Raw genomic sequence first — 13,576 nt, 5'->3', positions numbered from 1 at the left:
TTCTCAGCATCCGGATCAGTAGGCAGGAAGCACAAAGGCACGTCGTCCCTATAAAACGAATGCAGACCGGAAAAATTAGCGAATGAGAACAACTGTCAGACAGACAAAACCCTGTGGGAGCGAGCCTGCTCGCGATAGCGACCTGTCAGTCAATGTTGCAGTGACTGATCTATCGCTATCGCGAGCAGGCTCGCTCCCACAGGGTCTCGGATGAATCCGCAGAATCGGTTTACACGACGGCCATCAGGCTGTGCCGGCGATGATGCCCTTCCAACTGATCCTTGATCACCTTGAGCACTTTGGCTTCATGCTCATGAATGAAAAAGTGCCCGCCGGCGAGCATGTCCACTGAAAAGCTGCCACGGGTTTCCTTGCTCCAGCCGATCAGTTGTTCGGTGGTCGCGCGATCCGCCTTGCCGCCCAGCACGTGCACCGGGCAGTTGAGCAACGGCCGCGACAACGGCTCGAATTTGCCGCAGAGCAGAAAGTCGGCGCGCAGGATCGGCAGGGTCAGGCTCATCAGCTCGGCATTGGCCAGCACTTCTTCGCTGGTGCCGTTGAGCGTGCGCAATTGATCGATCAGCTCGGCGTCGGTTTTCGGCTCGGCAAAACCGCGATCGTAATCGGCGCGCATCGTCGGCGCCGCCGTGCCCGAGGCAAACAGCGCCACCGGTTCCGGACAGCCCAATGCGCGCAGCGCGTGAGCGATTTCGCAGGCCAGCAGCGCGCCCAGGCTATGGCCGAACAACGCATACGGCGCTTTGAGATTCGGCCGCAATTCCTTGGCCAGTTGCATCGCCAGCGCCCGCATGTCCGTGTGCAGCGGCTCGTCGAAACGTGCACCGCGCCCCGGCAGTTCCACCGGTTGCAGTTGCAGCCATTGCGGCAGTTTTGGCCGCCAGCGGCTATAGACCATGGCGCTGGCGCCAGAGTACGGCAGGCACAGCAGGGTCAGTTTGTTCACCCGGCTTTCCTCGAAAAATTTGTCTGTAGAGATAAACGGATTACGCCCCCGGCAAATTAGTCGCGCGACGGTAAATTGCGCCAACAGGCGCTCGTTAACTGTTCAGGCCAAAACCAATAACGAGGATTCACCGTGGACCTGCAGAGCATCCTGGGCAAGTTGTTCGCCAACGCCGGTGCCGTCGGCATCGAAGGCGTTTTCCAATTCGTGTTTGGCCCGCAGCAGGCCTACTGGTCCGAGGTCAAGGCCAGCAGTCGCACCGCGCCCGGACGCCATCCCAGCCCCGACGTGACCATTGAAGTCGCCGAGAGCGATTTTCTCGGGATCATGGGCGGCCGAGTCAATGTCGAAGAACTGTTCGCCAGCGGACGCCTGAAAATCGGCGGCAACATGGGCCTGGCGACGCTGCTGCCGCAGATTATCGAGCATGCGATGCACGGTGGCGCAGTGGCGCAAAAGGTCGACATGAACAAGCGCTACCCGACCCCGCCACGCTTCAGCGAACAACTCACCGCCGGGCTGCCGGTGCAGACCCGCATCGAGCGCCATGCGCGCGATGATTTGTCGGTCAGCGAATTCAAAAGCAAGTATTTGCCCAACGGCATCCCGGTGGTGATCAGCAATGCACTGCAGGACTGGCCGCTGTTCAAGCTCAGTCGCGAAGAATCGCTGGTGCATTTCGCCGAACTGCAGGGCATCACCCGCCACGGCGATTACGTGAAGAAGACCTTTTCCACCGAACGTGATTTCCGCTCGACGTCGATGGCCGAGTTCATTGCCTCGCTGGATGAACCGGCAGTCAAACGGGCTGACGGCGAACCACCGGCCTACATGGGCAACAACATCCTGCCGGCGCAATTGCTGCAGCAGATCAAGTACCCGCCCTACTTCGATGCTTCGCTGTTCATCCCGCCACGCATCTGGATCGGACCCAAAGGCACACTGACGCCGCTGCACCGCGACGACACCGACAACCTCTTCGCGCAGGTCTGGGGCCAGAAGCAGTTCACCCTCGCCGCCCCGCATCACCGCGAAGCGCTGGGCACCTGGTCGACAGCGCCAAAGGGTGGCCTGGATGGCTGCGACTTCAACCCCGACGCACCGGACTATGAGCGCTTTCCTGCAGCACGCGATGTGACATTCCTGCGCGTGACGCTGGAGGCCGGGGATCTGCTGTTTCTGCCGGAGGGCTGGTTCCATCAGGTGGAATCGGTGTCGACGTCACTGTCGGTGAATTTCTGGGTGAATTCGGGACGGGGTTGGTAACCCATCCGCTGTCTGTGTGGATAACTCTGTGGCGAGGGGATTTATCCCCGATCGACTGCGCAGCAGTCGCAAACTCACCCGGCACGCTTCTTCTGAAGGAAAGAGCTGGCTGGATTTGGGGCTGCTTCGCGGCCCATCGGGGATAAATCCCCTCACCACAACAGCTCATCAATGCCGGGTTATTTCAGGTGCCGATAACTCTGAAACGCCGACGCCAACACCACCGCCCCCGCCATAATCGCCAGCCAGAATCCGCTGCGTGCACCGAAAGCATCCACCAGAGCGCCCGAGCCGGCGGCGCCAATCGCCACGCCGATGCTCAAGCCCGTCACCAGCCAGGTCAGGCCTTCAGTCAGTTTGGCCGGCGGCACGATGCGCTCGATCAGCGCCATCGCCACGATCAGTGTCGGCGAGAAGAACAATCCCGCGACAAACACCGCCAGCGACAAACCGAAAATATTGCTCGCCAGCAACAGCGGCAGCGTGGTCACCGCCGTCGCCACCCCACCGTAGAGAAACAGCCGCGGCAACGGAAGTTTCGAGCGCATCGCGCCAAACGCGATACCGGCCAGACACGAACCGATGGCGTACACCGACAACACGATGCTCGCCGCCGCCGGTTGACCCTGCTGCTGGGCGAAGGCGACGCTGACCACATCGACCACACCGACGATGACGCCCATGGCAAGCATCAATGCCAGCAGCCATTGCACGTCGGTCGAGCGAATGATCGAACCCTGATGCTGTGATTCCTGCGGGTGTACCGCCGGCTCGGTGCTGCGCTGGGCGACAAACGCCGTCACCCCGATCGCCAACGCCAACAGCGCGGCCAACGGCCCGGCCTCGGGAAACGCCACTACGCACAAACCCACCGACAGCGGCGGGCCGACGATGAAACAGACTTCATCGAGCACCGATTCCAGCGCATAGGCAGTCTGCAATTGCGGCTGGCCGCGATAGATCTCGGTCCAGCGTGCGCGCACCATCGCCGACATGCTCGGCATGCAACCGGCCAGCGCGGCGAAGATGAACAGCGTCCAGGTCGGCGCCTGCAGACGCGTGCACAGCAGCAACATCAACAGCGCCCCGCCACCGATCAATGCCGACAGCGGCAGCACTTTGCCCTGGCCGAAACGATCCACCAGCCGCGAGACCTGCGGCGCACAAAACGCCGTGGCCAGGGCAAACGTCGCCGCCACCGCACCGGCCAGCGCGTAACCGCCCTTGAGTTGCGAGAGCATGGTGATCACGCCAATGCCGGTCATGGAAATCGGCATGCGCGCGATCATCCCGGCCAGAACAAAAGCACGGGCGCCGGGGGCGGTGAATAATTCGCGGTAGGGGTTTGCCATGGGTACAGCCTCATCAGGGGCCGCCAAGTTGCCATAAAGGTTGATAAGCGTGGAAGCGCACAATTGTTGGTGGAATGTGAAGGCCCCTTCGCGAGCAAGCCCACTCCCACGGGGCCAGCGCATTCTAACCGTGGGAGCGAGCCTGCTCGCGAAGAGGCCGGCATATTCACCACAACACCGCACCGTCGAATGAACTCTCATGGCTTGCGACCAGTCAGCTAAATAGGCCCTCACTCAAGGCGCGACCCTGCATGCAAATATCCCTCGCCCGCCAAGTAGCGCTGGTCACCGGCGCCAGCTCCGGCATCGGCCACGCTGCCGCCAAAGCGCTGGCTGCTGCCGGCGCAGCCGTCGTGATCAATTACAACCGTCAGGCCGAACCCGCCGAAGCGCTGGCCCGGCAGATCATCGCCGATGGCGGTCAGGCACTGGCCATCGGCGCCGATGTGTCGAAGGAAGACGAGGTTGAACGGCTGTTCGCCGAGACCCTCGAGGCCTTTGGTGCGCTGGACATTCTGGTGGCCAATTCCGGCCTGCAAAAGGATGCCGCTGCGGTCGACATGACCCTCGAAGACTGGAACACGGTGATCGGCGTCAACCTCACCGGCCAGTTCCTCTGCGCCCGCGCCGCGCTACGGATTTTCAATCGCCAGGGTGTGCGTGAAGGCGTGTCCCGCGCCGCCGGCAAGATCATTCACATGAGCTCCGTACACCAGCGCATTCCGTGGGCCGGGCATGTCAACTATGCGGCGTCCAAGGGCGGCGTCGATCAGTTGATGCAGACCCTCGCCCAGGAAGTCAGCCAGCAGCGCATCCGTATCAACGGCATCGCGCCGGGGGCGATTCGCACGGCGATCAATCAGGACGCCACCGAAGGCGCCACCGGCGAAAAGCTGCTGGAGCTGATCCCTTACGGTCGCATCGGCGATGTCGAGGACATCGCCAACGCGGTGGTGTTTCTCGCTTCCGACGCCGCCGACTACATCGTCGGCACCACCCTGTTCATCGACGGCGGCATGAGTCTTTATCCGGAGTTTCGTGGCAATGGCTGAGCATCATCCTGAACGACAAAGCCCGATCGACGCCCACGGCATCATCGGCGACCTGCGCAGTGCCGCACTGGTCAACGACAAGGGCAGCGTGGATTTTTTCTGCTGGCCGGAATTCGACAGCCCGTCGATCTTCTGTTCGCTGCTCGACACGCCCGAGGCAGGGATTTTCCAGCTCGCCCCGGACTTGCCCGATGCGCGACGCGAACAGATCTACCTGCCCGACACCAACGTTTTGCAGACGCGCTGGCTCAGCGAACAGGCCGTAGTGGAAATCACCGATCTGCTGCCGATCGGCGACAGTGTCGATGACCTGCCGCTGCTGATGCGCCGGGTGCGGGTGGTCAGCGGGGAAGCGACGTTTCACATGCGTTGCGCGGTGCGCCATGACTACGCGCGTGCCGACACCCGGGCGCAGATGGATCAACAATCGGTGATTTTCAGCGTCGAGGGTCAGCCCTCATTGCGGCTGGTGGCGGATCAGGCGTTGCACATCGATGGCGAAGCGGCCGTTGCTTCCTTCAGCTTGAAACAGGATCAGCACGCCGAATTCGTCCTCGGTGGCGCCGACGATCCGCGCTTCAAGGATGACGGCGCAAAAATGTGCCTGGAGCGCACGCTGAAGTTCTGGCGCGACTGGATCGGCCAGTCCAACTACCGCGGGCGCTGGCGGGAGATGGTCAATCGTTCGGCCCTCACGTTGAAGCTGCTGACCTCGCGCAAGCACGGCGCGATCCTCGCCGCCGCCACCTTCGGCCTGCCGGAAACCCCCGGCGGCGAGCGCAACTGGGACTATCGCTACACCTGGATCCGCGACGCTTCGTTCACGGTCTACGCGTTCATGCGCCTGGGTTTTGTCGACGAGGCCAACGCCTATATGGGCTGGCTGCGCGGGCGGGTCAGCGATTGCTGCGGCCAGCCAACGAAACTGAACATTCTGTATGCCATCGACGGTCGTCAGGAACTGCCGGAAACCGAACTCTCTCACCTCTGCGGTCATGGCGGCGCGCAACCAGTGCGCATCGGCAATGGCGCGTACGACCAGATTCAGCTCGACATCTTTGGCGAACTGATGGACGCGGTGTATCTGGTCAACAAGTACGGCGACGCGATTTCCCACCAGGGCTGGAAACACGTGCGCGAAGTGGTCGATCAGGTGTGTGAGACCTGGCAGACAACCGACGTGGGCATTTGGGAAATGCGCGGTGAGCAGCATCACTTCCTGCACTCGCGACTGATGTGTTGGGTGGCGCTTGACCGGGCCATCCGCCTGGCCTCGAAACGCTCGCTGCCGGCGCCGTTCGTCCAGTGGGATCAGACCCGGCAGGCGATCTACGCCGACATCTGGGACAACTTCTGGGATGAGGAGCGCGGGCATTTCGTCCAGTACAAGGGCGGCACCGCGCTCGACGGTTCGATGCTGTTGATGCCGCTGGTGCGCTTCGTCAGTGCCAAGGATCCGCGCTGGCTGTCGACCCTTGAAGCGATCGAAAAACACTTGGTACGCGACGGCATGGTCTACCGCTACCGCAACAATGACGCCAACATCGACGGTTTGGCCGGCACCGAAGGCGCCTTCGCCGCCTGCTCGTTCTGGTACGTCGAATGCCTGGCCCGGGCCGGTCAGGTGGAAAAGGCCCATCTGGAGTTCGAGCAATTGCTGCGTTATGCGAACCCGCTGGGCCTGTACGCCGAAGAGTTCGACAGCAAAGGCCGCCATCTGGGCAACACCCCGCAAGCGCTGACGCATCTGGCGCTGATCAGTGCGGCGAGTTTTCTGGATCGGCGTTTGAGTGGGGAGAAGAGTGTTTGGCAGCCGTAATTTCGTCAGTGTCTGTAGGAAATATGCCGCATCAGCGCGCTTCGCCGGGCTAACCCCTACACAGAAATAAACAGAATCAGATCTCCTGTGGTGAGGGGATTTATCCCCGACGGGCTGCGCAGCAGTCCTGATTTTTCCGGTGCATTTCGTCAACAGCACCGCGTTGCTTGGCTTTGCGCCTGCTGCGCAGCCGATCGGGGATGAGTCCCCTCGCCACAGTTTGTGCGGTTTGTTCCTACTTCTTCTAAACAACTCCCAGGCAAATCCCTCCCCCGCAACCTGCACTTACACCCTGAAATACCCTGTTGCCAGCTGTTACATCCCCCCCTACCATCCACCGCAACGGGCACAGCGGAGCTGTCCAATAAAACCCGAATTCAAGGAACCAGAATGACCCAGCACGTCCACCGCCCCATCGCCACGCCCCTGCGCAGCGGCCTGACCCGCACCCAACTCTGGGAAGCCGCCGACAAAGGCCTGATCAAGTGCTGGGAAATCGGCCGCCAGCGCGCCACCCGCTTCCCCGACCTTGCGCAACAATGCCTCGCCGGCGAACTGCCGGTGCTCGGCTGGAAAGGTGGCGTGAGCCGCAGCCTGAAGAAAAACGAGAAATACGGCTCGCTGAAATACCTCGCCCAATGGCAGGGCTTGCGGGGCGAGGATCTGGATATTGATCTGGCTGAAGAGCGTTCGCTGACCTGCTCGCGGACGAAGATGCGGGTGACGTTTACGCCGGATCGGACGAAGTATTTCAATCAGGTGGCGGAAGCCGAGGCTTAAGGAGAAGCACCGATGGTCGATTTGCATCAGGAATTTCAGAGCAGCACTTTCTTTCATCAGGCAAGAATCGAGCGGCGCTCGGTCGATGCTCTCATCGGCATCGCAGCCGGGCTTGCCGCAGACGGCACGATCAACCAGCAAGAAGCCGAGTTTCTCAGAAACTGGATTGAAACCCATTTGGTGCACCTGGATGATCCGGTTGTGAACATCCTTTACAGGCGTCTTGCCGACATGCTCAGCGACGGAGTTCTGGACGCCGACGAGTCTGCGGAGCTGCTGGAAATGCTGCATCAGTTCACCGGCCTGCCAACCGCACCAACACAAACACCAACGTTTGCCGCGCCGGCCAGTCTTCCTCTCGACCACCCTGCCCCACAGTTATGCCTGGTTGATCGGGTCTTCCTGTTTACAGGCGTCATGGCCTATGGGCCACGTAAAGAATGTGAGTCACAGATCCTCGAACGCGGCGGCCTTATTGGTGGTTCCGTCAGCAAAAAGATTCACTATTTGGTAGTGGGCAGCATTGGCAATGATCAGTGGCTTCACAGCTCTTACGGCACCAAGATCAAGAAAGCCGTTGAGCTGAGAGACAGCGGCGTGCCGATTGCGATCATCAGCGAAGATCATTGGCAGAAGGTTCTGTTCGGGTAATAGCCCCTAAGGGCATCGCTGAATCTGCTTCGCCAGCACTGACCGAAAACCGCTCCCGATACGCCTGCGGCGTCACGCCAATCGCGCGCAGAAAACTGCGGCGCAAGGTTTCTTCACTGCCAAACCCGCAATTGGCGGCGATGCGTTTCACCGGCTGCCCGGTGTCACTCAGCAAGCGGCGGGCGGTTTCGACGCGGATCAGTTCGATGGCGCGGGCCGGGGTCTGGCCGGTGTCGGCGCGGTAATGGCGGACGAAGCTGCGTTCGCTCATGCCGGCCTGTTCGGCCAGGGTCGGGACGCCGAGGTCGCAGGTGAGGTTTTCGGCGATCCAGGCGTGCAGTTCATCAAAGCGATTTCCCTGATTCTGCAGGGCCAGGGTCACGCTGAATTGCGATTGCCCGCCGGGCCGTTTGAGGAACACCACCAGATGCCGGGCGACGTCGAGGGCGATGTCGCGGCCCAGATCTTCCTCGACCATCGCCAACGCCAGATCGATGCCGGCGGTAACGCCGGCCGAGGTCCAGACCGGGCCGTCGTTGATGAAGATCGGATTGGCTTCGACCTGCAGCTTCGGATGCTGCTGCGCCAGTTGTTCGCAGCGGGTCCAGTGGGTGACCACGCGACGTCCGTCGAGCCAGCCGCTCGCCGCCAACAGGAAAGCGCCGGTGCAGACCGAGGCCACCCGTCGACATTTCGCCGCATGTTCGCGCACCCAGTCCACCAGTGCCAAATCCTCCGCCGCCGGGTAAATGCCCCAGCCACCGGCGATAATCAAGGTATCGCTGGCCTGCTGCGGCAACGGTTCGGCCAGCACCGCCAGCCCTGCCGACGACATCACCGCCCCGCCCTCACTGGCGATCACCGACGGCGCATACGGCACCGGCAAGCCGCGCTGGCGGGCGATGTCGTTGGCCGAGGCGAACACTTGCAGCGGGCCGGTGACGTCGAGGATCTGCATGTTGGCGAACGCGAGTACGTGAATGGCTTTGGGCATTTGGCGTAATTCGTGGGGTTAATGGCGTATACGCCAGAACCTACGCGCCTACAGTGAAGCCGTCCACCCCTCAACTGGAGAAAAACCCCATGACGTTGCAGATCGGTTTTCTGTTGTTTCCGCAGGTGCAGCAACTCGACCTGACCGGGCCCTATGACGTGCTGGCCTCGCTGCCGGACGTGCAGGTGCATCTGATCTGGAAGGATCTGGTGCCGGTCACCGCCAGCACCGGCCTGCTGTTGAAACCGACCACCACCTTCGAGGATTGCCCGAATCTGGATGTGATCTGCGTTCCCGGCGGCGCCGGGGTCGGGCCGCTGATGGAAGATGAGCAGACGCTGGGGTTCATCAAACGCCAGGCGGCGCAGGCCAAATATGTGACATCGGTGTGCACCGGTTCGCTGGTGCTGGGCGCGGCAGGTCTGCTTAAAGGCAAACGCGCGACCACCCACTGGGCCTATCACGAACTGCTGCCGAAACTCGGCGCGATTGCGGTGCAGGACCGAGTGGTGCGCGACGGCAATCTGTTTACCGGTGGCGGGATTACCGCAGGCATCGACTTTGCCCTGGTGCTGGCCGCCGAACTGGTGGGAGCCGAGGCGGCGCAGTTGATTCAGTTGCAACTGGAATATGCGCCGGCGCCGCCGTTCAATTCGGGCAGCCCTGATACGGCACCGAGCGCGATCGTCGATGAGGCTCGCCTGCGTGCAGCACCGTCGCTGAAACTGCGCAAGGAAATCACCGAGCGCGCGGCGGCGAAGCTCGATCTGCGCTGATTCCTCAGCCACACACAGATCTACTGTGGGAGCGGGCTTGCTCGCGAATGCGGTGTATCCGTCGAGATTTTTATCGCCTGACACACCGCATTCGCGAGCAAGCCCGCTCCCACAATGGGTTTTGTGGATAGCCTCAGGTTGGGAGCCTGTCCCCGCATCCCGCCACAGCTTTACTTGTCCCGACGCCCTCACCCGTGTAGAAAGCCCTTCCACAAAATTCTGCACAAGGACTTTCGATGAAGGCGTTGCCATGGCTCTATCTGGCACTTCTCAGCCTCGGTTATGGATTGGCGTTAAGCTTTGGCCAACTCGGCTGGCTCGCGCTGATCTCCGTGGGACTATTGCTGTTGACCTGTTTCGCCGTGCGCCAACAGCAGGTGCCGGTGGCGCGCCTGTTGGGGCATGCCGTGTTCATCTTCCTCGCCCTGTCGCTGGCGCTGCACTGGTTGCCGGGATTCGCCAACGGCCGGGCCATTGCCCCACTGCGTTTCACCGACGACGCCGTGCCGTTTGCGATGTACCTGAATCTGGACAAACCCTTGATCGGCTTCTGGCTGTTGCTCGCCTGCCCGTGGATTGTCGCGGCACGCTCGCTGCGTCCGACGGTGTACGCCAGCGTCCTCGCCCTGACCTTGAGCGCCGTCCTGGCGCTGGGCGGCGCACTGTTGTTCGGCATGATTGCCTGGGCGCCGAAGTGGCCCGATCAGGCGTGGCTGTGGCTGCTGAACAATCTGCTGTTGGTGACGCTGGTCGAGGAAGCGCTGTTCCGCGGCTATATACAGGGCGGCTTGAGTCGCCTGTTCAAGCACCTGCCCCACGGCGACAACCTCGCTCTGCTGCTGGCATCGCTGATCTTTGCCCTGGCGCATCTGGGCGCGGGATGGCACTGGGTGTTGCTGGCGGGTCTGGCAGGTGTCGGCTATGGTCTGGCCTACCGTTTTGGTGGCCTTGCTGCGGCGATCGCCACACATTTCGGGCTGAACCTGCTGCATTTTGCGCTGTTCACCTATCCGATGCTGGCCGGTTGAAGCAAGAGCGGTTTTGCGACGCCGTACTTATATCTGAAAAAAAACTTCAATAATTTCCTGACAGCGCCGACAACCTTTCAAAGCCTTGCGGATTGAAAAACCATGCGTAATAACCAGCCCATTACACAACGCGAACGGACTTTCCCGGCTCAGCAGCGGTTGATTTCCACAACCGACGCTAAAGGCGTGATCACTTACTGCAACGACGCTTTCGTCGAAATCAGCGGGTTTTCGCGTGAAGAGCTGATCCGTGCGCCGCACAACCTGGTTCGTCACCCTGACGTGCCGGCGGCGGTGTTTTCGCACATGTGGGGCACACTGAAACAAGGCTTGCCATGGATGGGCATTGTCAAGAACCGCTGCAAATCCGGTGACCACTACTGGGTGAACGCCTACGTGACACCGGTGTTCGACGGCAATCAGGTGGTCGGTTACGAGTCGGTGCGGATCAAACCCACCGCCGAACAGATCCGCCGTGCCGAAGCGCTCTACCAACGCATCAACCAAGGCAAGTCGGCGATCCCTTCCAGCGACAAATGGCTGCCGGTGCTGCAGGACTGGCTGCCATTCATTCTGGTCAGCCAGTTGAGCTTCGTGATCGGCGCGACCCTGAACTCGCAATGGGGCTTCGCCCTCGCTGCCGGTCTGTCGGTACCGTTGGGCCTGATGGGCCTGCAATGGCAGCAACGCGGGCTCAAACGCCTGCTGCGCCTGGCCGAGCAGACCACCTCCGACCCGCTGATTGCGCAGATGTACACCGACAGCCGTGGCGCGCAGGCGCGTCTGGAAATGTCGATCCTCAGCCAGGAAGCGCGCCTGAAAACCTGCCTGACCCGTCTGCAGGACACTGCCGAGCACCTGACCGATCAGGCCAAACAGTCCGACGCCCTGGCGCACAACAGCTCCAGCGGTCTGGAGCGCCAGCGCGTGGAAACCGAACAGGTCGCCACCGCCGTCAACCAGATGGCCGCCACCACGCAGGAAGTGGCGAGCCACGTACAGCGCACAGCCGACGCCACCCAGGAAGCCAATCGCCTGACCGGTCGCGGCCGCGACATCGCCGGGGAAACCCGCGAAGCCATCCAGCGCCTGTCGGTGGTGGTCGGCGAAACCGGCCTGACCGTCACCCAACTGGCCAAGGACAGCGACGAAATCGGCGGCGTGGTCGACGTGATCAAAGGCATCGCCGACCAGACCAACCTGCTCGCGCTCAACGCCGCCATCGAAGCAGCACGTGCCGGCGAGATGGGCCGTGGCTTCGCCGTGGTAGCTGACGAAGTGCGCCAACTGGCGCAACGTACCAGCGAATCCACCGGCCAGATCCACGCCCTGATCGCCAAGCTGCAACAGACCGCGTCCAGCGCCGTGCAAACCATGGAAGCCGGCCATCGCCAGGCGGAAGAAGGTGTGGCGCGGGTACTGGAAGCGGATCAGGCACTGGTCGGCATCAGCGAAGCAGTGGCCAACATCACCGACATGACCACCCAGATCGCCGCGGCGACCGAAGAGCAAAGTGCGGTGGCTGAAGAGATCAGCCGCAACATCAGCAACATTTCGGAACTGGCGGATCAGACCTCGGAACAGGCGCATAACTCGGCGTTGCTGAGTGAAGAGCTGACCAAGACGGCGAATACTCAGTATTCGTTGGTGGAGCGGTTTAACCGCTAAAAGCAAAACTCTTGCTGGTCTCCCCGCAAAAAACCCGGACAGCGAAAGCTTCCGGGTTTTTTTTGCTTGTGCACCTGTCAGATCTGACAGTAGACGCACCGTTATCCGAGCGGGTATCAAGAGAAACCGTAATTGCAGTCGGTTGTAACACCTCCTCTTACTCGAAAAGGCAGGTTTAACAATGACCACTCACGTTATGTTTCTCCCGAAAAAACCACTCGTCAGTGATGACAGGTTTCAATGGAGATTGGGCGGTAAACGGAACACAGCGAAATTCAGATCTTTCTATCAGGACGAGTTCTTGGGTCAGCGGTATTGGTCCATCAGTGGTGGAACAGGAAATTTCGACGATGAAAGCTATTTTTCGTTCTCCATGACGCTGCCCTACCAATCCGATGAGGCACTCACGGGCGTCTATAACCTCGACGACGGGCTGACATTTGTCCACAGCCATTGGATCCCTGCGCCGCCGGGATTTATCGGAATGGCTTCGGTGGACGCCGACTCGGCGATCCTCAGCGTTAAATATGATGCTGAAACGGATATCGCTACGGGATCATTCGAGGCCGTGTTCAAAAGTCATCGCTATCGCCTGAATCCCAAGGGGACTTTCACCATGACGAGACTGAGACCGTCGGATGCTGGCTAGATCTGGCAGGGGTGCTCGCAGCAACTCCAGAAGAGTACCCCTTCAATGTAATTTGCAAGAATGACTCCTTGAAGCTGCCGCAGGCTGCGATCTTTTGATCGTGAAAAACCGGTTAGCGAAAGCCTCCGGGGTTTATTGCTTGTTTGAAATGGATGGCGCTTGGAAGACAGCTTTCGCGAGCAGGCTCGCTCCCACAGTAGGGCCGGGTACTTCAGTAAGGAATTGGTCGGCTGTCAGGCCGCCATCGCCAGCAGGCGGGTTCCCACACAAAAGCAAGAGCAGAACGCGCACCGCTCTTGCTCCTCACCACTCAACACGATGAGCGTTAGCTCGAGTACCGCTTTTGATCTTGATCCACAGGCGACATCGGAAGGCTGAGCGGAGGGATTCATCCGGGGGTGGGAGCGCAGCGACCGTTTGGCGAAGCCAAACACAGCGAGAGGAGGTGCAGCGAAGCAAACCGTAGGCGCTGCGCCCGGATGGATCCCGGAGCGAAGGAACCCCGAGCCCCAGCGAGCGGGCCGAACGTAGGAGCAAGCGTTTTTTTGCTTACTTTTTTTAGGCGCTTGTAAAAAAA

12 protein-coding genes are annotated in these 13,576 nt (G+C 60.9%); 9 read left to right on the top strand and 3 right to left on the bottom strand.

The window, feature by feature from the left end:
* Positions 1-229: 229 nt before the first annotated feature.
* Positions 230-964 carry a thioesterase II family protein gene (locus CRO59_RS12605; protein ID WP_097087675.1) on the bottom strand — a complete coding sequence of 245 codons (735 nt, stop codon included), beginning with the start codon at positions 962-964 and terminating at the stop codon, positions 230-232.
* 132 nt (positions 965-1,096) lie between these two features.
* Here CRO59_RS12605 and CRO59_RS12600 point away from each other — a divergent pair, with 132 nt between their 5' ends.
* Entirely contained in the window at positions 1,097-2,230 is a 1,134-nt protein-coding gene (locus tag CRO59_RS12600) for a cupin-like domain-containing protein (protein ID WP_097087673.1), read from the top strand.
* A gap of 179 nt (positions 2,231-2,409) precedes the next feature.
* Here the strand turns inward: CRO59_RS12600 and CRO59_RS12595 are convergent, their stop codons facing one another.
* Positions 2,410-3,582: an MFS transporter gene (locus CRO59_RS12595; protein ID WP_097087672.1), complete on the bottom strand. Its 1,173-nt coding sequence runs from the start codon at positions 3,580-3,582 to the stop codon at positions 2,410-2,412.
* Positions 3,583-3,833: 251 nt separating this feature from the next.
* Between CRO59_RS12595 and CRO59_RS12590 the strand changes: the two genes are divergently transcribed.
* From CRO59_RS12590 to CRO59_RS12575, 4 genes are all read left to right on the top strand, one after another.
* Positions 3,834-4,634 carry a glucose 1-dehydrogenase gene (locus CRO59_RS12590; RefSeq protein WP_097087670.1) on the top strand — a complete coding sequence of 267 codons (801 nt, stop codon included), beginning with the start codon at positions 3,834-3,836 and terminating at the stop codon, positions 4,632-4,634.
* Positions 4,627-6,453 carry a glycoside hydrolase family 15 protein gene (locus tag CRO59_RS12585; RefSeq protein WP_097087668.1) on the top strand — a complete coding sequence of 609 codons (1,827 nt, stop codon included), beginning with the start codon at positions 4,627-4,629 and terminating at the stop codon, positions 6,451-6,453. Before CRO59_RS12590 ends, CRO59_RS12585 begins: the two co-directional genes overlap by 8 nt.
* Positions 6,454-6,843: 390 nt before the next feature.
* Positions 6,844-7,233, top strand: coding sequence for a hypothetical protein (locus CRO59_RS12580; RefSeq protein ID WP_097087666.1), 390 nt, complete (start codon positions 6,844-6,846; stop codon positions 7,231-7,233).
* A gap of 12 nt (positions 7,234-7,245) precedes the next feature.
* The gene (locus CRO59_RS12575; RefSeq protein WP_097087664.1) at positions 7,246-7,884 is read left to right on the top strand and encodes a BRCT domain-containing protein; all 639 of its coding nucleotides are present in this window, start codon (positions 7,246-7,248) and stop codon (positions 7,882-7,884) included.
* On the opposite strand, the gene CRO59_RS12570 is transcribed toward CRO59_RS12575, so the two are convergent.
* Entirely contained in the window at positions 7,847-8,878 is a 1,032-nt protein-coding gene (locus CRO59_RS12570; protein ID WP_097087662.1) for a GlxA family transcriptional regulator, read from the bottom strand. The genes CRO59_RS12575 and CRO59_RS12570 overlap by 38 nt on opposite strands.
* Positions 8,879-8,967: 89 nt before the next feature.
* Between CRO59_RS12570 and inhA the strand changes: the two genes are divergently transcribed.
* The 4 genes from inhA (at position 8,968) to CRO59_RS12550 (ending at position 12,999) form a co-directional block, all read left to right on the top strand.
* Positions 8,968-9,654 carry an isonitrile hydratase gene (gene inhA, locus CRO59_RS12565; protein ID WP_027614210.1) on the top strand — a complete coding sequence of 229 codons (687 nt, stop codon included), beginning with the start codon at positions 8,968-8,970 and terminating at the stop codon, positions 9,652-9,654.
* Positions 9,655-9,890: 236 nt separating this feature from the next.
* On the top strand, positions 9,891-10,682 hold the full coding sequence (locus tag CRO59_RS12560; protein WP_097087660.1) for a CPBP family intramembrane glutamic endopeptidase: 792 nt from the start codon (positions 9,891-9,893) through the stop codon (positions 10,680-10,682).
* Between the two features lie 102 nt (positions 10,683-10,784).
* Positions 10,785-12,350, top strand: coding sequence for a PAS domain-containing methyl-accepting chemotaxis protein (locus tag CRO59_RS12555; protein WP_097087658.1), 1,566 nt, complete (start codon positions 10,785-10,787; stop codon positions 12,348-12,350).
* Positions 12,351-12,531: 181 nt separating this feature from the next.
* A complete protein-coding gene (locus tag CRO59_RS12550) occupies positions 12,532-12,999 on the top strand; it encodes a hypothetical protein (RefSeq protein ID WP_097087656.1) in 468 nt (155 codons plus the stop codon).
* Positions 13,000-13,576: the final 577 nt, after the last annotated feature.

It is taken from the genome of Pseudomonas sp. LAMO17WK12:I5, from assembly GCF_900215165.1.
GTDB lineage: Bacteria > Pseudomonadota > Gammaproteobacteria > Pseudomonadales > Pseudomonadaceae > Aquipseudomonas > Aquipseudomonas putida_A.
Note: the sequence above shows the minus strand (reverse complement) of the source record. Positions and strands in the feature narration are given on the sequence as shown.